At 49.6% G+C, this 18,723-nt stretch carries 16 protein-coding genes, 2 tRNA genes and 2 pseudogenes; 10 read left to right on the top strand and 10 right to left on the bottom strand.

What is annotated here, in order from left to right:
- Positions 1 to 50 precede the first annotated feature (50 nt).
- The 7 genes from ACDC99_RS11240 to ACDC99_RS11210 all read left to right on the top strand — a co-directional run bounded on the left by ACDC99_RS11240 (position 51) and on the right by ACDC99_RS11210 (position 7,452).
- Entirely contained in the window at positions 51 to 1,847 is a 1,797-nt protein-coding gene (locus ACDC99_RS11240) for a membrane dipeptidase (protein ID WP_370756769.1), read from the top strand.
- Positions 1,848 to 1,897: 50 nt separating this feature from the next.
- The gene (locus ACDC99_RS11235; protein ID WP_231556888.1) at positions 1,898 to 2,848 is read left to right on the top strand and encodes a M28 family peptidase; all 951 of its coding nucleotides are present in this window, start codon (positions 1,898 to 1,900) and stop codon (positions 2,846 to 2,848) included.
- Between the two features lie 215 nt (positions 2,849 to 3,063).
- Positions 3,064 to 3,699 (top strand): orotate phosphoribosyltransferase, encoded by a 636-nt coding sequence (pyrE, locus tag ACDC99_RS11230; protein ID WP_042520285.1) that lies wholly within the window; start codon positions 3,064 to 3,066, stop codon positions 3,697 to 3,699.
- Positions 3,696 to 4,109 carry an SRPBCC family protein gene (locus ACDC99_RS11225; RefSeq protein WP_022317155.1) on the top strand — a complete coding sequence of 138 codons (414 nt, stop codon included), beginning with the start codon at positions 3,696 to 3,698 and terminating at the stop codon, positions 4,107 to 4,109. Before pyrE ends, ACDC99_RS11225 begins: the two co-directional genes overlap by 4 nt.
- 10 nt (positions 4,110 to 4,119) lie before the next feature.
- A complete protein-coding gene (locus tag ACDC99_RS11220) occupies positions 4,120 to 4,749 on the top strand; it encodes a hypothetical protein (RefSeq protein WP_370756768.1) in 630 nt (209 codons plus the stop codon).
- 94 nt (positions 4,750 to 4,843) lie between these two features.
- Positions 4,844 to 6,334, top strand: coding sequence for a succinate CoA transferase (locus ACDC99_RS11215; protein ID WP_278842278.1), 1,491 nt, complete (start codon positions 4,844 to 4,846; stop codon positions 6,332 to 6,334).
- 230 nt (positions 6,335 to 6,564) lie between these two features.
- Positions 6,565 to 7,452 (top strand): SGNH/GDSL hydrolase family protein, encoded by an 888-nt coding sequence (locus tag ACDC99_RS11210; RefSeq protein ID WP_370756767.1) that lies wholly within the window; start codon positions 6,565 to 6,567, stop codon positions 7,450 to 7,452.
- 84 nt (positions 7,453 to 7,536) lie between these two features.
- Here ACDC99_RS11210 and ACDC99_RS11205 read toward each other — a convergent pair.
- A pseudogene (locus ACDC99_RS11205) lies at positions 7,537 to 7,941 on the bottom strand (magnesium chelatase subunit ChlI family protein); the annotation flags it as partial.
- A 550-nt stretch (positions 7,942 to 8,491) separates the two neighbouring features.
- Here ACDC99_RS11205 and ACDC99_RS11200 point away from each other — a divergent pair.
- Positions 8,492 to 8,917 (top strand): Fur family transcriptional regulator, encoded by a 426-nt coding sequence (locus ACDC99_RS11200; protein WP_288967194.1) that lies wholly within the window; start codon positions 8,492 to 8,494, stop codon positions 8,915 to 8,917.
- A 5-nt stretch (positions 8,918 to 8,922) separates the two neighbouring features.
- The gene (locus ACDC99_RS11195) at positions 8,923 to 9,489 is read left to right on the top strand and encodes a 6-carboxytetrahydropterin synthase (RefSeq protein WP_094389332.1); all 567 of its coding nucleotides are present in this window, start codon (positions 8,923 to 8,925) and stop codon (positions 9,487 to 9,489) included.
- Between the two features lie 85 nt (positions 9,490 to 9,574).
- Here the strand turns inward: ACDC99_RS11195 and ACDC99_RS11190 are convergent, their stop codons facing one another.
- Complete coding sequence (locus ACDC99_RS11190; protein ID WP_370756766.1) at positions 9,575 to 9,790, bottom strand: tyrosine-type recombinase/integrase; 216 nt, start codon at positions 9,788 to 9,790, stop codon at positions 9,575 to 9,577.
- A gap of 124 nt (positions 9,791 to 9,914) precedes the next feature.
- On the opposite strand from ACDC99_RS11190, the pseudogene ACDC99_RS11185 reads away from it, so the two are divergent.
- Positions 9,915 to 10,073 (top strand): annotated as a pseudogene (locus tag ACDC99_RS11185) (IS5/IS1182 family transposase); the annotation flags it as partial.
- A 351-nt stretch (positions 10,074 to 10,424) separates the two neighbouring features.
- Here ACDC99_RS11185 and pnuC read toward each other — a convergent pair.
- The 8 genes from pnuC to ACDC99_RS11145 form a co-directional block, all read right to left on the bottom strand.
- The gene (gene pnuC, locus ACDC99_RS11180; RefSeq protein ID WP_370756927.1) at positions 10,425 to 10,985 is read right to left on the bottom strand and encodes a nicotinamide riboside transporter PnuC; all 561 of its coding nucleotides are present in this window, start codon (positions 10,983 to 10,985) and stop codon (positions 10,425 to 10,427) included.
- Positions 10,985 to 11,503 (bottom strand): hypothetical protein, encoded by a 519-nt coding sequence (locus ACDC99_RS11175; protein WP_370756765.1) that lies wholly within the window; start codon positions 11,501 to 11,503, stop codon positions 10,985 to 10,987. Before ACDC99_RS11175 ends, pnuC begins: the two co-directional genes overlap by 1 nt.
- Positions 11,504 to 11,832: 329 nt before the next feature.
- Positions 11,833 to 13,374 (bottom strand): YifB family Mg chelatase-like AAA ATPase, encoded by a 1,542-nt coding sequence (locus tag ACDC99_RS11170; RefSeq protein ID WP_370756764.1) that lies wholly within the window; start codon positions 13,372 to 13,374, stop codon positions 11,833 to 11,835.
- Positions 13,375 to 13,444: 70 nt separating this feature from the next.
- On the bottom strand, positions 13,445 to 14,437 hold the full coding sequence (locus ACDC99_RS11165; RefSeq protein ID WP_370756763.1) for a DUF4369 domain-containing protein: 993 nt from the start codon (positions 14,435 to 14,437) through the stop codon (positions 13,445 to 13,447).
- 100 nt (positions 14,438 to 14,537) lie between these two features.
- The gene (locus tag ACDC99_RS11160; protein ID WP_370756762.1) at positions 14,538 to 16,217 is read right to left on the bottom strand and encodes a tetratricopeptide repeat protein; all 1,680 of its coding nucleotides are present in this window, start codon (positions 16,215 to 16,217) and stop codon (positions 14,538 to 14,540) included.
- A gap of 60 nt (positions 16,218 to 16,277) precedes the next feature.
- Positions 16,278 to 16,363, bottom strand: a tRNA-Leu gene (locus tag ACDC99_RS11155).
- 6 nt (positions 16,364 to 16,369) lie between these two features.
- A tRNA-Gly gene (locus ACDC99_RS11150) sits at positions 16,370 to 16,445 on the bottom strand.
- A 300-nt stretch (positions 16,446 to 16,745) separates the two neighbouring features.
- Positions 16,746 to 18,707: a hypothetical protein gene (locus tag ACDC99_RS11145; RefSeq protein ID WP_370756761.1), complete on the bottom strand. Its 1,962-nt coding sequence runs from the start codon at positions 18,705 to 18,707 to the stop codon at positions 16,746 to 16,748.
- Between the last annotated feature and the right edge of the window lie 16 nt (positions 18,708 to 18,723).

Genomic DNA, 18,723 nt, shown 5'->3' with positions numbered 1-18,723 from the left:
GGAGTAATCTACTCGTCTACTTGTCAACTAAAAAAAAGCACTTTCAAGACGTGGAACCATTTGATTTCCAGTCGCGCCTTAATGGGATATACAAGAGATATCCTGAAGGACGAAAAAAACCGGTGATAGGAATCACCGGGAACTTTGCAAACGGAAACGCTACACTCGCCGAGCCATACTATATGGCTGTGGTGAGGGCTGGCGGTGTGCCCGTAATCATACCTCCCGTCGATGACACCGACGTGATAATAAACACCCTTGATTCTATCGACGGACTGCTGCTCTCCGGCGGCGGCGACTTCAATCCGCTCTGGTGTGGAGAGGAGCCGGTGCCGCAACTGCATGGCATAAACTCACACCGCGACCTGCCGGAACTGCTCACCGTGGAACTGGCTTACAACAGACAGATTCCGATGCTCGGCATCTGCCGCGGCATACAGACACTCGCCATGGCACTGGGAGGAAAGGTGAGACAGGACATCGACTCCTGCGGGACCGACAATGCCGAAAGGAAGACCCAGACAAGGGTGAAACACGACCAGGATGCGGAATGGCGCGGCGAACCCACTCACTCGGTGAGGATAGAACCGGGAACCGTGCTCTACGACATATTCCAGAGGGAGCGCATCTACGTGAATTCACTCCACCATCAGGCCGTGGGCAGCTGCGGCAGGAGGATGGAGACGTCGGCATGGGCAGAAGACGGGGTGATAGAGGCTGTGGAGAGCAGCGAACACAAGAGCATCCTCGGTGTGCAATGGCATCCGGAATGGCTCGGCGACGACGGACTGCCGCTCTTCAGATGGCTCGTGGAACGTGCCGCTGAATTCAACGAGGCAAAGAGACTGCACGACAAGGTGATGACAATCGACTCGCATTGCGACACACCGATGTTCTTCCCACAAGGAATACACTTCGACTGGAGAGACAGCCGCATCCTCGTTGACCTGCACAAGATGACAGACGGCAGACAGAGCGCCGTGACAATGGCGGCATATCTGCCACAGCCAAAACCGGGAGAGACATTCGCCGAGATAGCACCGCTGCCGGCACAGACGCCAACGGAATACGCCGACCTCATCTTCGACAAGATTGAAGACATAGTGAGGGCAAACGACAAGTTCGTGTCGATAGCAAGGACTCCGGCTGACCTGTATGCCGACAAGCGCAACGGACGCAAATCCATAATGCTCGGCATAGAGAACGGACTGGCGCTGAACGGCGACATACGCAACGTGGAGCATTTCGCAAAGCGAGGAGTGGTGTATATCACCCTGTGTCACAACGGCGACAACGACATCTGCGACAGCGCACGACGCACGGAGAACACTCACGGCGGAGTGAGCCAGCTGGGAGAGCAGGTGATAAGGGAGATGAACCGCTGCGGACTGATGGTGGACCTCAGTCATGCCGGCGAACAGAGTTTCTACGACGCCCTCGACATCAGTGCCACACCGATAGTATGCAGCCACAGCAACTGCAAGGCTCTGTGTGACGTGCCGCGAAACCTCACCGACGACCAGCTCGAAGCACTGGCGAGAAAGGGTGGCGTGGCGCAGATAACTCTATACAACGGATTTCTAAGAAACGACGAACAGGAGGCGAGCATCATCGACGCCATAGACCATTTGGAACATGCCATCGACATAATGGGCATCGACAGCGTGGGAATAGGAACAGACTTCGACGGCGACGGAGGGGTCTGCGGCATCGCCGACTCTTCGGAACTCATAAACTTCACCATCCAACTGCTCAGACGACGCTACTCTCATGCCGACATAGAAAAGATATGGGGCGGCAACTGGCTCAGGGTGATGGCTGAGGTGCAAAAAAGCAGAATACAATGAAACTCAGATTAACACATATCTTGCTGCCCATGGCGGCAATGCTACTCACTATGGCATCATGCAAAAGCAGCAAAAAGGCTGATGCCGAAACGGAGACGATGACCATGGTGGGACCTACATTCAATGCAGACTCGGCTTATGCCTTCTGTGCAAAACAGTGTGAGTTCGGACCACGAACGATGAACAGCGAAGCTCACGACAAGTGCGGCGAATGGATAGCGGCGAAATTCAGGGAATACGGATGCACGGTGACGGAGCAGAAGGCTGACCTGAAGGCTTTCGACGGCACGGTGCTCAAGAGCACCAACATCATAGCGAGCTACAAGCCAGAGCTGACCACAAGAATACTGCTCTGCGCCCACTGGGACTGCAGACCATGGGCTGACAACGACCCCGACAGCACCAACTGGCGCAAACCGGTGATGGGTGCAAACGACGCTGCGAGCGGCGTGGCGGTGATGCTCGAAGTGGCGCGCCTGATACAGAAGGCAGACTCGCTGCAGATGGGAGTGGACTTCGTATGCTTCGATGCCGAAGACTGGGGAGTGCCACAGTGGAGCGACAACCAAGACACCAACGGTGACTCCTGGGCTCTCGGTGCACAGTATTGGGCAGAGAATCCGCACAAACCGGGATATGAGGCCCGCTTCGGCATCCTGCTCGACATGGTGGGAGGCACTGGAGCACGCTTCTACCAGGAGGGATTCTCGAAGCAATACGCCCTGAACATCGTGGACAAAGTGTGGAAGGCTGCTGAAGTGGCAGGATATGAGTCGCTGTTCCCAAAGGCGGAAGGCGGATACATCACCGACGACCACGGACCGGTGAACGAAAAGGCGAGAATACCCACCATCGACATCATCGCATATTATCCAAACTGCCAGCAAAGTTCCTTCGGACCCACATGGCACACCGTGACCGACACGATGGACAACATCGACAAGAACTCACTCAAGGCTGTGGGACAGACGGTGATACAGGTGCTGTTCTCAGAGAAATAAAGGGTATAACACACAGGGAACAAATGGTATCATTGCTCTAAAAGACAAAGAGTTTCCATACTCTGAAGACAAAGGGCATCAAGACCCTGAAACCAAAGGGCATAAAATCCTTAAGACAAAGGGCATCAAGGCCCTGAAGACAAGGAGTATAATACCATACAGGAATAATCGGAATAAAAGAAATAAACAGTATCATAACTAAAAACGAAATAATCATGGACTTACTGAAAAAAGAATTTGCCTCTAGACTCATGAAGGTTAAGGCTATCAAGTTGCAACCAGAGAATCCATTCACTTGGGCTTCTGGCTGGAAATCTCCTTTCTATTGCGACAACCGTAAGACTCTGTCTTATCCGGACCTCCGCAACTACGTGAAACTGGAACTCGTGCACGCCGTGCTCGAGAACTTCCCTGAGGCAGAGGCCGTGGCCGGTGTGGCTACCGGCGCCATCGCACAGGGTGCTCTCGTGGCTGACGAGCTCAACCTGCCGTTCGTTTACGTGCGCAGCAAACCAAAGGATCACGGACTGGAGAACCTCATCGAGGGCGAGCTGAAACCTGGCATGAAGGTAGTGGTAGTGGAAGACCTCATCTCTACCGGCGGTTCATCGCTGAAGGCTGTAGAGGCAATACGCAAGAACTGCTGCGAAGTGGTAGGAATGGTAGCTTCTTACACCTACGGCTTCGACGTGGCAAAGAAGGCTTTCGAAGAGGCTGGAGTGAAGCTCATCACACTGACCGACTACGACCACGTGGTGGAGCAGGCAAAGGAGACAGGATATATCAAGCCAGAGCATGTGGAAGTGCTCAACGAATGGCGCAAGGACCCTGCTAACTGGATGAAGTTATGAGCAAGTTTGAAAGCAGCATCAAGCATATCCCCTACCCTCAGACCGCCGTATATGCCATGCTCAGCGACCTGAGCAATCTGGAGAAAGTGCGCGACAAACTGCCTGAGGACAAGATAAAGGACCTCTCCTTCGACCGCGACAGCCTGAGCATCAGTGCTCCGATGGGAAGCGTGGCGATGAAAATCGTGGAGAGGGAAGAGCCCAAATGCATCAAGTTTGCCACCACAAACTCTCCGATTGCCGCCAACCTGTGGATACAGGTGGTGCCTGAGGGCGACGAGGCATGCAAGATGCGTCTCACCATAAAGGCCGACATCAACCCCTTTATCAAGGGAATGGTGTCGAAGCCGCTGCAGGAGGGACTGGAAAAGATTGCCGACGTGTTGGCAATGATACCATACAACAGCTGATTTCACACCAATGAACAAGTTCTGGGAAAAGAAAATCATAAGGGGTAAAGTGGCAGAGATGCTCCACGGCATCATTGTCCACTGCCCATGCCACAGACAGCGGCTGACGCTCTATGCCGGAGCGGCAGTCATGCTGCTGTCTGCCTGTGCCGACTCGGAATACAGCAACTATCCGTGTCACCTCGTCATCAACAACTCCACGATGCAGAACATGACTCTTGGCAGCGCGATGAACGCCATGTCGCCGGGTGTGTTCTGCAGGATATCAAGAGACGGCAAGACACGGTTCAAGTTTGAGACCAACCAAAACAGCGAACCGAGCTACGGAATGCTGACGGCGATAGACCAGAAGGCACAATGGACGATAGGCATATACAATGCCATCATCGTGGGATTCGGAAACCAGACGGGAAAATTCTATGCCTACGACAGCCAGTGCCGCAACTGCTATGAGAGTTCGGGACTGACTCGCTATGCCCTGACGATGAATACCGACGGCACGGCGACTTGCCGATACTGCCACAGGGTGTATGACATGAACAGCGGAGGAATTCTCATCAAAGGCGACAAAGGACGCGGAATGATAGAATACCGCGGCAATACCACCGGCACGTTTGGCATTCTGACTGTGAACAACTGACTTGGCCTTAACCCGAATCGGTAATTAGGGCTTTCCCAGAATGACCTCATTGCCGGATCGGGGAAAAAATATTAACCATTAAAAAAAGTATTATATGGCTTACACACGTATGACGGCGGCCGACGCAGCCGCATTAATCAAAAACGGCGACACGCTGGGAATGAGCGGATTCACGCCTGCCGGTTCGGCAAAGGCGGTAACGAGAGAACTGGCTGCAATCGCCACTGCCGAGCATGAAGCCGGCAGGGAGTTCAAGGTTAATATATTCACTGGAGCATCTACAGGAGAGAGCACCGACGGTGTGCTCACCGAGGCACACGCCATAAAATACCGTGCACCATATACCACAAACCCTTCGTTCCGCAAGAGCGTGAACAAGGGAGAGATATCCTACAACGACATACACCTGAGCCAGATGGCACAGGAGCTGCGCTACGGATTCTATGGTGACATAGACTGGGCTATCCTCGAAGTGTGCGACATCGAGGAGGGTGCAGACACCTGCAAGGCGTATCTCACATCGGCAGGTGGCATCAGCCCTACCGTAGCGAGAATGGCAAAGCACGTGATTCTGGAACTGAACTCCTTCCACAGCAAGGACGCCAAGTTCATGCACGACGTATATGAGCCGCTCGATCCGCCAATGCGCCAGCCTATACCTATCATCAACGTGGGCGACCGCATCGGCAAGCCATACGTGGAAATCGACGCCAAGAAGATTGTGGGCGTCGTGGAGTGTGACCTCCCCGACGAGGCACGTGCCTTCAAGGACAGCGACCCTATTACTGACCAGATAGGACACAACGTGGCTGAATTCCTCGTAAACGACATGAAGCGTGGCATCATTCCTTCAACATTCCTCCCGCTGCAGAGCGGTGTGGGAAGCACGGCAAACGCCATCCTCGGCGCACTGGGCAAGCACAAGGAGGTGCCTGACTTCAATGTATACACTGAAGTGATGCAGGACAGCGTGGTGGAGATGATGCTTGAGGGCAGAGTGAAAGACGCATCGTCTTGCTCGCTCACGGTGTCTAACGAATGTCTGAAGCAGGTTTACGACAACATGAACTATCTGAAAGACCACATCACGCTCCGCCCAAGTGAGATATCAAACTCGCCTGAGGTGATACGCCGACTGGGTGTGATTGCCATCAACACTGCCATCGAGGTGGACATCTACGGCAATGCTAACTCTACACACATCAGCGGAACGAAGATGATGAACGGTATCGGCGGAAGCGGCGACTTCGAACGCAACGCATACATCAGCATCTTCACCTGTCCGTCAACGGCAAAGGGTGGCTTGATAAGCAGCATCGTGCCGATGGTGAGCCATCAGGACCACTCTGAACACGACGTGAACGTGATCGTCACGGAGCAGGGCGTTGCCGACCTGCGTGGCAAGAGTCCGATAGAGCGTGCGCATCTCATAATAGAAAACTGTGCGCATCCTGACTACAGACCTATCCTGCGTGCTTATCTTGAGCATGCACAGATGGGACAGACACGCCACAACCTCGGAAAGGCCTTCGCCATGCATATCGCACTGGCTGAAAAGGGCGACATGCATCTGACGGAGATGTAATGGAAGAAGCTTATTTAACCCCAAACCGGTAGTCAGAGCTTGCTTGGATTTTGCTCTTAAAAGGCAAAAGACTGCAAGCAATTTAAATAAATACAAAAAAACGGTCTAATGACCGATTTGGGTTAAAACAATACTGATGAGTCTGGGTTCGGATATGGACTCAGGCTCATTTGCTTATATCTCCAAATCGGAGACCAAACTGATTGGGGCAAACGAATATCCAAAAACAAATGAACATACTAAATTCTACTCTCACGGCGTTGTTGTTGGCAACGGCTGTGACTACCACACAAGCAAAAGAGAACGGCGTAGAAACACCCGGAAACACTTCTGCCGGGATGTTTGTCACGCAATCCACTACAGGAGCAAGTTCCTCATGGGGATGCCATCCATGGAAGGGGAAACGGGTGGCATATTTCGGAGATTCCATCACCGACCCTAACCACAAGGCGGCAAACAGAAAATACTGGAGTCTGCTGCAGGAATGGCTCAGCATCACGCCATACGTATATGCCGTGAGCGGACGGCAATGGAACGACATTCCGCGACAGGCTGACAAGCTCAAGGCGGAGCATGGCAACGAGTTCGACGCCATACTGATTTTCATCGGCACCAACGACTTCAATGCCGGGGTACCTGTCGGAGAATGGTTCACCGAGCAGGAAGAGGAGGTGATGGCTGGCATTCACGAGCAGAAACACTTGGTGAAGAGAATGCGCAAGAGGATGTGTATGACGGATTCCACTTATCGCGGAAGGATAAACATAGCGTTGGACAAGGTGAAGAGGATGTTCCCCGGCAAACAGGTGGTCCTGGTGACTCCGATACACCGTGCGGGATTCTATCTGAAAGACACCAACTGGCAGCCTACGGAGGAATATCGCAACAAATGTGGTGAATATGTGAGCAGCTACGTGGAGTCGGTGAAGGAGGCCGGCAACATCTGGAGTGTTCCGGTAATCGACATGAACGCCCTATCCGGACTCTATCCTTTGATGGACGAACAGGCTGAATTTTTCAACAACAGAGATACCGACCGTCTGCATCCCAACAACGAGGGACATCGCCGCATGGCACTAACGCTGATGTATCAGCTCGCCACCCTACCGGTGTTCTGACATAAACCCCAAACGGTCATTAGGCCATTTGGGGTTAAACTACTTGCTAACGACTTTCCACACTACAATCTACGGAACCCTCAATCACAGTCCTCTCTCCGCCCAGTCGCTGCGGTCGAGATTGCGGTAGCTGATGGCTTCGGCGAGATGGTCCGACTGCACGTTTTCACATCCTTCGAGGTCGGCGATGGTACGGGCTACTTTCAGAATACGGTTGTATGCACGGGCTGACAAATTCAGACGCTCCATCGCCATACGCAGGAGGTTGATGCCTGTCTCGTCGGGTTCGGCATACTGGTGTATCATGCGCTCGGTCATCTGTGCGTTGCAATATACGCCAGGAATATCCTTGAAACGCTCTTCCTGACGGTGGCGCGCCTTGATGACACGGTCGCGGATGGCAGAACTCGGTTCGCCGGGCTGTGCCTTGGAGATATCCTTGAAGGGCACTGGAGTGATTTCCACCTGTATGTCTATTCGGTCTAAGAAAAGAGGGGCAGCTGATTGTCCCACTTTTTGGCTCGCTCCATGCCATCTAGCACTACGCCTACGATGATTTATCAAGGACATAGATGAATGGCCATTGTTTATGTTCACGATGCAAAGATAATACTTTTGTTTAATTAGTCGAGCCTTTTTAATTAGAATTGCTCCATTGTGCATAGACTCTATACATTCCCACATGGGCCAGGTGAATTTCTGATAGACAGAATCTAAGGAATGTATTTCGACGAGGTTGAGTCCGATAACATGTTTTTTGAGGTCTGTATTGCGGTATTGTTTCTTTACGACAGCATAGGCGCGTCCCAGATCCTCAAAAATGTAGGGCGCAACGTCGGCGAAAGGTTCCGATTCAAGACCATCCATAGTGATAATATAACACTCGGGAACCACATCATTATATGTGAACCCCCACCAATATGCCACTATCTTCGAACAGATAAATAGGTGACGCGGTTTTATTCTTCAAAAAGCAACAATTTTGTTGATAAAAAATTGCAAATGCGAAATATTATCATTAACTTTGCTGCATCACAATATGAGAAGAATGGAAAGTACGGGGATTATAAAGAACGCAGGCCTAAAAATTACTCCGCAACGTAAAGTGGTTTATGAGGTTATGATGGAATTGCGTCATGCTGCCATTGATGAAATAATCAAGTGTGTGCAATCCAAAGATAATGAGATAACCATCTCAACCATCTATCGCATTCTTGATTCGTTTTGCAAGGCTAATCTGTTATCACTTGTGTTCCATCCCGAAGTGGGGAAAAGCTATTATGACATTACCGTGACAGAGCATCACCACATATTCGAGGGAGAGAGCATCTTGGATTATATGGATGAAGGGCTTACGGAATTGATACGACAGTATTTGAAAGAAAAGAATTTTGCATCGGTTGACATTAGCCAAATACAGGTGCAGATAACGATAAATAACCCAAAGTTAAACTCTAAAAAGTAAAAAGTATGAGAAGTATCACGACTTTCGATTTGCAGTATGCACATCGGTTCTATGGCTTCCAAGGCGAAGCCCAGTATCTTCACGGTCACACTGGCACACTGACCATTGAGGTGGAAGATACGGTTGAAGAAGGTGTAAACATGGTGTACCCTTGTAATGAAATCCAAAAGGTGGCATGGAGCCTGTTGAAGAATTTTGACCATGCCTTGGTGCTCCGCGAAGATGACCCTTTGCTTCCTGCCATTCTTGATGTGTATGAAAAGCAAGGCATCAAAAACGGCCATCCGCAAAACAAAATGAAAGGAGAGGCCTTCAAGACCGAATTGGCAACGGCTTACCCCAATGCCCGTCTGGTTGTTACCAAAGAAACCATGACAGTGGAAGGTATGATTAAGATTGTATATGACTTGTTGAAAGACAAACTGAACATCGCTAAGATCACTTTCACAAGCGGTGTGAATGCCGCGTCTGCCGAGTTTACCACAAAGAATAACATCGACCGCTGTCCTCTTTGCGGTGTCGCCCTCAACGCGGATGGAGTATGCCCAAAATGTGGTTATCGGAAAAAATAATCCACGTAAAGCTGCATATAAAATAAAGTGATGATGAAAATATGGGGCTGTGTCGTAATTAAGGTTTACGGCGCAGCCCCGTATTTTACAAGTTAGAAAAATAATTTGAAATTCGGCTAATGGCTTCAACCTTTGTTTCCATAACCACATCGGCATACACCTGTGTTGAATTTATGCTCGTATGTCCGAGCAACTTGCCTACTGTGTACAAGTCACTTCCGGCAGCCAGTGTCAGCACGGCAAATGTGTGACGGCTCGTATGGTAACTGACATTTTTCGTAATCCCTGCATCCGCAGTCATTTTTTTTAAGATACCTGTTACATACTCCCAATATAGTCAGTTCAAACACCTTTTGGCTCGGTTTGCATCCGTTTCGCTCAGGTAACCAATGCAAAGCCGATTGGTTTAGAGGGATTATTACCTGTCTGCCTACTATCAGTACTTTTGCGGTCTTGAGGCTTTCAGCATATCCGCACCGTGCGCCTCATCCGAGCTTGTACATTTCAGTCACCGTATCGGAGAGGAGGGCGTGGAGCTTATCCTCAAGGAAAGCATCCACATCAATCTTGCCATGGAGGACAAGAAGAAGGAGGAGGATGACAGGAATAAGGGAAAGGACGGTCGTGGACGCAAGAGCGACCATCGTCTGGGACGGAACTTCTACAAGGGTCTTTTCGGAGACTCTATAAATGTCATGCTCGCTGCTGCCGCATATAACCTCAAAAGAGCCATGAGCTGACTATCAGTGAAAGAATCTGGCAGGCCATTCTTGAATTCGTTGCAGCCATCACCAAGGTATTCTCCATCGATGATGAAGAAGTGCTTGATGCCCTGGTTAATGAATCCGATGAACTTGCTCATATCTGTGAATTATATCAATGCAAAATGGCGAGTTAGAAACTCCCGAAACTTAAATAATATAAGTGAATGGGAATTATTCAAAAGGCTTTGTATGAAGTCTCTTCCTCCATGTTATAAATGATACGATGGCCATTATGCACCATACAGCATTAAGTATCAGCAAGTAGATAGCCTGATTGGGCAGCATATAGTATTCTGCACAATACAATAAGTCGTTAATCAGCCATATTATCCAGCAATCAAGACGTCGGAAAACCATCAGTATTGTTGCCAGAAAGCTCGTTGTAGTGGAGATGGCATCAAGAAGAGGCAATGGGTCGTTGGTCGAAGCCAGATAGAAATACAACAATACTGTTGATACTATAGTTACCATAGAGTATGCGACTACCGCTCGCACAGAACTTAATGAAATACATCTTGTTGTTCCTTTTCCCCATAAGTAATAGGCGCACAACCCCAAAAACAAGTATATAACGTCATTTATAACATCTCCATACAGTCCGACATTCCAGGAGAAGAACAATAACGCAATCATCTGGAGACAATAAAAAAACCAATTAATACGTCTGTTAAGCATCACCAATACTCCTTGGATGAGCCCCAATATCGTTGCTGTAATTTCAATTGCCTGCATCATAATGCACGAATCATTTCAATTGCCATTCGCTCTGCCTCCTCCCTGCTGACACAAGCGGTAATCTTTGTCTGAGGACTCAACTGCTTGCTCAAAATAATAGGATACCAGTTAGGAGAATGTAAATCACTCTCAGTTTCTTCATTATCAGATAAATGGACATAAAAGATGTGTATTCTCTTATGTAAAGTGGAAGAGTAAATCAACTCTGCAACTGTTCCAGCACAATCTCCTTTATCTAAAATAAATATAGCATCAGTACATTGTTCCAGCATCTGCTTCTCTATTGCTACTATATCATTTGCAACCTGCTTCTCACTCTCAAGATAAAAATAGAAAGGTCCCAAATACTCAGTATGCTCATTTATCATGTATGTTGCTTTGGGATGAAGCAATTTTGAAACATCCCCCAACAATATCGTTCGATAATCATTAGCAACCTGATCCAAATATCCCTCAACCTTACAGTTGAAATAAAAACGGCCGCCACAATATAACTTTATGTTTCTATCGTTCATATGCAGTTTCGTTTTAAATCATCATATAGTATAAAATTTATTATTTACTTGATATCATCACTGTCTCATTAAAGGGCATAAAATGTCCTCTGAAATATTATAACACACTCATGCTGGCAGCTAAGTCTATACACATTAGAACTGCACAGATAATGGCATTAAACAAAACATACATCCGGTACCCTTTTATACGCGCACGGCCAGGAAAATCCGCATACTGCTTCAGACATTTAAGATTCCAATTCATAAAAAATTAAATGATTAATAATAAAAGGATTACTATTTCAAACAAAAAAAATACGCGCGTGAGGTCCTTAAGGTTCGGCAGACTACCTATCCGCCCAATCGCCACGGTCGAGATTGCGGTAGCTGATGGCTTCGGCGAGATGGTCTGACTGCACGTTTTCACATCCTTCAAGGTCGGCGATGGTACGGGCTACTTTCAGAATACGGTTGTATGCACGGGCTGACAAATTCAGACGCTCCATCGCCATACGCAGGAGGTTGATGCCTGTCTCGTCGGGTTCGGCATACTGGTGTATCATGCGCTCGGTCATCTGTGCGTTGCAATATACGCCAGGAATATCCTTGAAACGCTCTTCCTGACGGTGGCGCGCCTTGATGACACGGTCGCGGATGGCAGAACTCGGTTCGCCGGGCTGTGCCTTGGAGATATCCTTGAAGGGCACGGGAGTAATTTCCACCTGGATGTCGATGCGGTCGAGAAGCGGACCGCTGATCTTGTTCATATATCGCTGTATCTGACCGGGGGTGCAGACACAATGGTGTGTGGGGTCGTTGAAATATCCGCACGGACAGGGGTTCATGCTCGCCACGAACATGAATGAGCAGGGATATTCTATGGTGTATTTCGAACGGGCTATCGTTATCTTGCGGTCTTCGAGCGGCTGACGCAACACCTCGAGCGTTGCCTTGTTGAACTCCGGCAGCTCGTCGGCAAAGAGCACACCGTTGTGAGCGAGAGATATCTCTCCCGGCTGCGGATTCATGCCGCCGCCAACGAGGGCGACCTGGGATATAGTGTGATGGGGCGACCTGAAGGGGCGCTGCGAGATGAGCGACATCCCTTTGCCGAGCTTTCCTGCCACGGAGTGTATCTGTGTGGTCTCCAAGCTCTCGGCAAGCGAGAGCGGTGGGAGGATAGAGGGCAGACGCTTTGCCATCATCGACTTTCCGCTTCCCGGCGGACCTATCATCACCATGTTGTGACCGCCGGCGGCAGCCACTTCCATGGCACGCTTCACGTTCTCCTGTCCGCGCACGTCGGCGAAATCGAGATCGAAATTAGACTGCTGTTCGTAGAATTCGCGCCTCGTGTCAATCCTCGTTGGTTCAAATTCTGCCGTGCCGTTGATGAAAGCGATTACATCGGCAAGACTGTCCATGCCATACACGTCGATATTGTTCACCACCGCCGCCTCACGGATGTTCTGGCGCGGCACGATGAGAGCCTTGAACTGCTCTTTCCTGGCACGGATGGCTATGGGCAGGGCACCGCGTACGGGCTGCAGCCTGCCGTCGAGACCAAGTTCTCCGACAAACATGTATTTGTCGAGATTCTCCGTCTCCACCTTCTCCATGGCGGCAAGGATACCTATCGCCAATGGCAGGTCGTAGCCACTGCCCTCCTTGCGAAGGTCGGCGGGAGCCATGTTCACCGTGATGTCGGCAACGGGGAATTTGTATCCGTTGTTGAGCAATGCCGCAACGATGCGGTCGTGGCTTTCCTTCACCGCCGTATCGGCGAGTCCTGACAGGTGGAACATGATTCCTCTGGTGAGGCTTATCTCTACCGTCACTGTGGTCACCTCAAGTCCGTTCACAGCGGCGCTGTATGTCTTTACGAGCATTAGTCTTCTGGTTTATGGGTAGTGAGTGTATTTATGTCTATTCTGTTGTATGCCTATCGGGGGCTATGCATTATCTGAGATAACGTTCTATCTCGTCTATCGGCACGCTGCGTGCCACCACCTTGCCGTCGGCCCCCACGATGATGTTGTCGGGCACGGCATGCAGTCCGAGTTTCGAGAGAAGCTTGCTTTCAAAAAGCTGTTCGTCGCATACCGACGGATAAGTCAGCGATTCGTTCTTCATCACCCTGCTGCATATCTTGGCGCTGGCATCTACATTGATGCCCAGGGCAGCCACGCTGCCGCCGGCGTTGTTGATGACAGTGTTCACACGGCGCATCATGTTCTCGCTCTCGAAGCTCCACGAAGCCCATGTGAATATTATCGTTGTCTTGCCTCTGAATGTGGCATTGCTCACGGAATTGCCGTCGGTCGTAGTGGCATTGAATGCCGGCAGCATGTTTCCCTTGCATGAGGCGAGCAGCATGTCGATGTTGCGCTGCATCCTCACGAGTCCGCCGTTGTCAGGCTGGTTTATCAACGGAAGCAGCTCCTTGGCTTTCTTCACGTATTCGGTGTTTCCGCTGCATACGAAATATTTGTTCATCAGATATATTGCCACCTGCGACTTCGGATTGTCTTTGATGAAGGTCTCTGCCATCTTCACCGTTTCTGGCGGACTTGCAGATGCCACCGCCTGTCTGAAGTCGCTCATCAGCTCGTTGTCCTTTGTGCCGGTGGTTGTCATCTGCTTCAGGTGTGAGGCGTCCGCCTTTATGTCTACGCTCTTGCCGGGTTCGGCAAAGACGGGCTGCTCTGAGAAGTTGGGGAAGACGATCATCAGCGTTCCCCTCCTCTTGCATGGAATGTCGAGGGAGAATCGTCCGCCGTTCACCTTTATGGTGTCGATGCCGCTTGTCAGTCCGTCGTTGCTATACACATAGAGTTCTCCCTGGTTCATGTTTAGGAAGCGACCCTCAATGGTGAAGTATCCCTTTCTGCCGGAACAGGCAGTGAAGGCTATCGCCATGATGGTGATGAAGAAATAGAGTATGCGTTTCATTTTCTTGGAATAAAAAAAAGAGGAGGGTGTAGACAAACGATATGTTGCTTACATCCTCCTCTGTGTATGATCAGTTTATTATATTGTCATAGCGATGACCTTACTTGCTGACATTGATCAGCTCGAGGTCGTTTGCTGCGTATGAAGCCAGGCTTGGATCCTTCTGCAGCGCGCTCTTCAGATATGAAGAAGCAGCATCGTTGTTGCCCTGACGTGCGTTGGCGATAGCGAGCAGGTAGTCTGTCACGCCAGTCTTGTTCTTCACTCCGTTGAGAGTAGAGATAGCGCCAGCATAGTTCTTGTTCAGAATCTGTGCCAAAGCAGCGGTGTTGCTGTTCACACCGTTGAAGTTCTGCTCAGCCTGTGCATATTTGCCGTTGGCGATGTTGAGAGCACCGAGAGCCTTGTTTAGGTCGTTGGCGCCGGTAGCCTTGGCGATGTGGTTCTGTGCCTCTGCGGTGTTACCCTCGAGCAGAGCTACAAGACCCTTGTTGGCATTAGCCTCGGCAGCGTCGCTCTTTGCGTCTACAGCCTTTGCGAGATATTCCTTGGCAGCGTCGTTGTTACCCTTTGCAAACTCCAGAGCGGCAACGTTGTTGAATGCTCTGTTGTCGTTAGGATAGATCTCTGCTGTCTTCTTGTAGATAGCCTCCTTCTTGTCAGCGTTGTCCTCAAGAGCTGCAGCATAGAGAAGCTCGTCGGCGCTGAGCTTGGTTGGGTCAGCATTGTACTGCTCCTTGATCTGGTCGTCGCTGCGTCCGATTGTCTCGTAGTTGATGATGAGACGTGAACGGCGCAACTCCGGCAGGATACCGTCAGCGAGCTCACGGAAACCGGCAGACATGTTTCTGATCTGCTGCTCGCGCTCCTGTGGGTCCTGATACATAGAGAGCACGCGGAGGATTACGTCCTTGTCCTGGAGGTTAGACGCTGCAACGAGCTTCTGGAATCCGTCCCAGTCCTGTGCTGTATATCTTGCGTCGATATCTGTGCTTACCTTTGTCTTCTTCAGAGTCTGCTTGACATACTTCTCTGATGTGTTCTGACGCTTGCTTGCGAGCTTGTCGTTGAACTTCACGCCACCCTCTGGAGAAGCGTAAGCTGCAACTTCCACGTTCTTGATGTTGAGTCCCTCTTTGTCGCGGTTGATCTTCTTGAGCATCTGAACGAACTCCTTCACTGAGTTGTTCTTCATCTCGCTCTTGCGCAGGTTAGCCTGGTTGATGAGGAACTTGATTTCTGCCTCCTGCTTCTGAGCCTTCACTCTCTGGAATGAGTCTGGCGCGATGCAGGCACCGTCGCTGGCGAGTGTCTTCTTGTAGAACTCTGATGTTGAGATAACGCCTGTGGCTACCTTAACTTCAGGCACGTTTACTTTCTTCTTGCCTACGTAAGCGTCGAAGGTGAGATAGAGGTCGCTCTTCTGCATCTCCGGCACGTAGTCGAAGCTGGTGTTCATTGTGTAGTTTCCACCAACCTTATACTGGATTGTCTGGTTGTTGCCTGCCACTTTCTCTCCCTGGAAAGTAGCTCCGTTGCCCTTTGCTGTCTTGCCGTCGGCATAGCGCAGCTCTGGAGTTACGGTAACAACAGCCTTCTTCTTCATATACTTTTCCGGGAATTTGCCGTTGATTGTTGTTGGCACCTTACCTGCTTCTGTTTCGAGCGGGTTGGGATTAACACTAAAATTGTCAGCGCTCAATGCACCTAATTTAGATGAACATGAAGAAAGCGCGAGTAACGCTGCTGCTGACATGAACAATACTACATTCTTTTGCATACTGATGAAGATATAAAGAAAAGTTTTATAATTATAACGCTAAATGTGATATTAAATATGTGCCGCGAGCGGGACTCGAACCCGCACGGCCATTCCTGGCCAAGGGATTTTAAGTCCCTCGTGTCTACCAATTCCACCATTGCGGCATCTTCTGGAGCGGAAAACGGGACTCGGACCCGCGACCCCAACCTTGGCAAGGTTGTGCTCTACCAACTGAGCTATTTCCGCAAAAGCCTTGCAAAGATATAGGTATTTATCGAAATACACAAAAAACTAATCGCATTACCCCTGCTTATTTAGAGATTTTAACCCATTATTCAATAAAGTTACTTAACTTTCGCAAGTTTCAACTCGGAAACCATTGACAATACGATAAATAGACGTGGGCAACGGATTGGACAATTCCCAAACGGTCATTAACCGTCTATGGTAAATGCTTTATGAAGACAAAAATATGGAGTTGCTCCGACGGCGTACCGCCTTCACAACTCCATATTATCTATAAAGGAGATTTTTATCTCTGCGATATTACTTTACGAGCACCTTCTGTGTTGTGCCGTCAGACATCTTCACGAGGTTGATGCCCTTTACAGGAGCAGAAACCTGACGTCCGTCCATTGTGTAGCGAGCTACCTCAACAGCGTTTACATCATTGGTCTTAACACCCTTCACTGCTGTTACCCATGTCGGGAGCTTAGCCTTGGCACCGTTGACGATCTTCTTTGTAGTTGGATCGATAACGAAAGCGATGATGTTGAGCTGGTCCTTGTCGATAGCCGGCAGGAGAGTCTTGTTTGTAACAGGCATCTGGAGCTGGTATGTACCATCCACTGTACCCTCTGCAGGAACCTTAACGTTAGCACACTTGTTGAGATGACGTACGTAAGAGCTTGCTACGAGCACTTCGTTGAATGCTGGATAGTAGTATACTGGCTCGTTGTAAAGGAACTGCATATCCTCTGGGAGAGACTCGTATGTGAATATGCCTGCCTTCTTTGAGTAGTTGTTTGTCTGTGCCCAAAGACTGCCCTCGCCCTTCACGTTGTCTGCTGTAACAGCAAATACGAGCTGGTATTCCTTTTCAGTCTGTGACTCAACAGTTGCTGTTGCGTTGATAGTACCGTCATCTTCAGCACCCCACTCGCCCTTTACAGTAAGTGAAGCTGCAGGAATCTTGGTGAGAAGAGCTGCGATATCGTCGCAGATGCTTGTCTCTGAACCATAATATGGGTCTATCTGGCTTCCGGTGCGGTTAAGCTTGCAACCAGGAGCACCCTCCCAAATGAGGTTAGCCCAGTTTGCAGTGTACATTGGGTCTGATTGGTTATACTGGTGGATACCGATACCGATGAGCTGGTCGCCGAAGGTCTTGGCAGCCTTCTCCATACCAACAATACCACGAGGGCAGTTAGGACAACCGGTTCCAGTGAATTCCTCCATAACTACAACAGGCTTGAAATCCTTTGCCATTGTCTCGTTCTTGCTCTTGATAGAAGTAACGGCAGCAGCGTTCTCAACATTGTTCACCTTTGTGATGTTCAGAGTGAAATCGTATTTGCCAGGAGCGGCAGCGCCTTCAATCTGAACAGGAATCTTCACGATAGTCTCAATAGTGTTTGCTGCGAGATCAACAGTCTGCTCTGCAGATGTGACACCATTCTGAGTATATGTATAAGAGTAGCTGCTCAGAGAGCCGTTGCATACATTCTGGAAAAGAACCTCAACGTTCTTTGTCTTGCCTACTAAAGTCTGGAATTCATCCAACTGAACTGGAGAGAGGAAGTTGCCAGCCGGCTGTCCCTCAACGATGAGCTGAATACAGATGTTGCCGAAGTCAGCGCCGAAGTTATACCATCCCTCGCCGTTACCGCCTTTATTTGCTGGAACGTTGGTATAAATATAAAGAGGGTTTCCTGTTACGCCCTCGTTGATGAGAGAGAGAGGATAGCACTCACTTGTGAAATGACCACCCTGCTTATCAGCCTTCTGGTTGTACTGGAATCCTGCGTAGAGAGCGGTGTTGGCAGGAATAGTGTAAGGAGCATCGAACATCACTGTGTTCCAGCCCGCATTTGAAGAAGTAACGTCCTTGCTCAAGAGGATGTCATCGCCGAATCCTACGCCCTGGCTTGTGAACTCACAATCACCGAGCATCACTTTAGATACCAAGTTGGAAGCCAGGATGGCATATCTGATACCTACAACCTTCATACCCACGAAAGGCTTGAGGAAATCAGCACTCATAGCTGTGACTGCCTTACATGTCTCATAAGCTCCTATATTAGCGATACCCAAACCAGGCTGACCGAAATTGTCTGATGAGTAATAACCGAGATAACGCTGTCCGTCAGCAAGGGCTTTTCTTGGCGATGCCTTGACAGCCACCTTTGCAGGTGCAGCGTTGCGCTCCAGCTTCAATGCTCCATTCACCTGTGCGAAAGTGAATGTAGACATGAGAAGAGCAACCATAGAAAGTAAAACTTTTTTCATGTTCTATTAAATTTAA

Source organism: Prevotella pectinovora, from assembly GCF_041323955.1.
Lineage (GTDB): Bacteria > Bacteroidota > Bacteroidia > Bacteroidales > Bacteroidaceae > Prevotella > Prevotella pectinovora.
Note: the sequence above shows the minus strand (reverse complement) of the source record. Positions and strands in the feature narration are given on the sequence as shown.

Coding starts and splice junctions, on each gene's coding strand:
- ACDC99_RS11235 (WP_231556888.1), top strand. CDS start 1,898: ATGGCATCATGCAAAAGCAGCAAAAAGGCTGATGCCGAAACGGAGACG.
- pyrE (WP_042520285.1), top strand. CDS start 3,064: ATGGACTTACTGAAAAAAGAATTTGCCTCTAGACTCATGAAGGTTAAG.
- ACDC99_RS11225 (WP_022317155.1), top strand. CDS start 3,696: ATGAGCAAGTTTGAAAGCAGCATCAAGCATATCCCCTACCCTCAGACC.
- ACDC99_RS11220 (WP_370756768.1), top strand. CDS start 4,120: ATGAACAAGTTCTGGGAAAAGAAAATCATAAGGGGTAAAGTGGCAGAG.
- ACDC99_RS11215 (WP_278842278.1), top strand. CDS start 4,844: ATGGCTTACACACGTATGACGGCGGCCGACGCAGCCGCATTAATCAAA.
- ACDC99_RS11210 (WP_370756767.1), top strand. CDS start 6,565: ATGAACATACTAAATTCTACTCTCACGGCGTTGTTGTTGGCAACGGCT.
- ACDC99_RS11200 (WP_288967194.1), top strand. CDS start 8,492: ATGAGAAGAATGGAAAGTACGGGGATTATAAAGAACGCAGGCCTAAAA.
- ACDC99_RS11195 (WP_094389332.1), top strand. CDS start 8,923: ATGAGAAGTATCACGACTTTCGATTTGCAGTATGCACATCGGTTCTAT.
- ACDC99_RS11190 (WP_370756766.1), bottom strand. CDS start 9,790: ATGACTGCGGATGCAGGGATTACGAAAAATGTCAGTTACCATACGAGC.
- pnuC (WP_370756927.1), bottom strand. CDS start 10,985: ATGCAGGCAATTGAAATTACAGCAACGATATTGGGGCTCATCCAAGGA.
- ACDC99_RS11175 (WP_370756765.1), bottom strand. CDS start 11,503: ATGAACGATAGAAACATAAAGTTATATTGTGGCGGCCGTTTTTATTTC.
- ACDC99_RS11170 (WP_370756764.1), bottom strand. CDS start 13,374: ATGCTCGTAAAGACATACAGCGCCGCTGTGAACGGACTTGAGGTGACC.
- ACDC99_RS11165 (WP_370756763.1), bottom strand. CDS start 14,437: ATGAAACGCATACTCTATTTCTTCATCACCATCATGGCGATAGCCTTC.
- ACDC99_RS11160 (WP_370756762.1), bottom strand. CDS start 16,217: ATGCAAAAGAATGTAGTATTGTTCATGTCAGCAGCAGCGTTACTCGCG.
- ACDC99_RS11145 (WP_370756761.1), bottom strand. CDS start 18,707: ATGAAAAAAGTTTTACTTTCTATGGTTGCTCTTCTCATGTCTACATTC.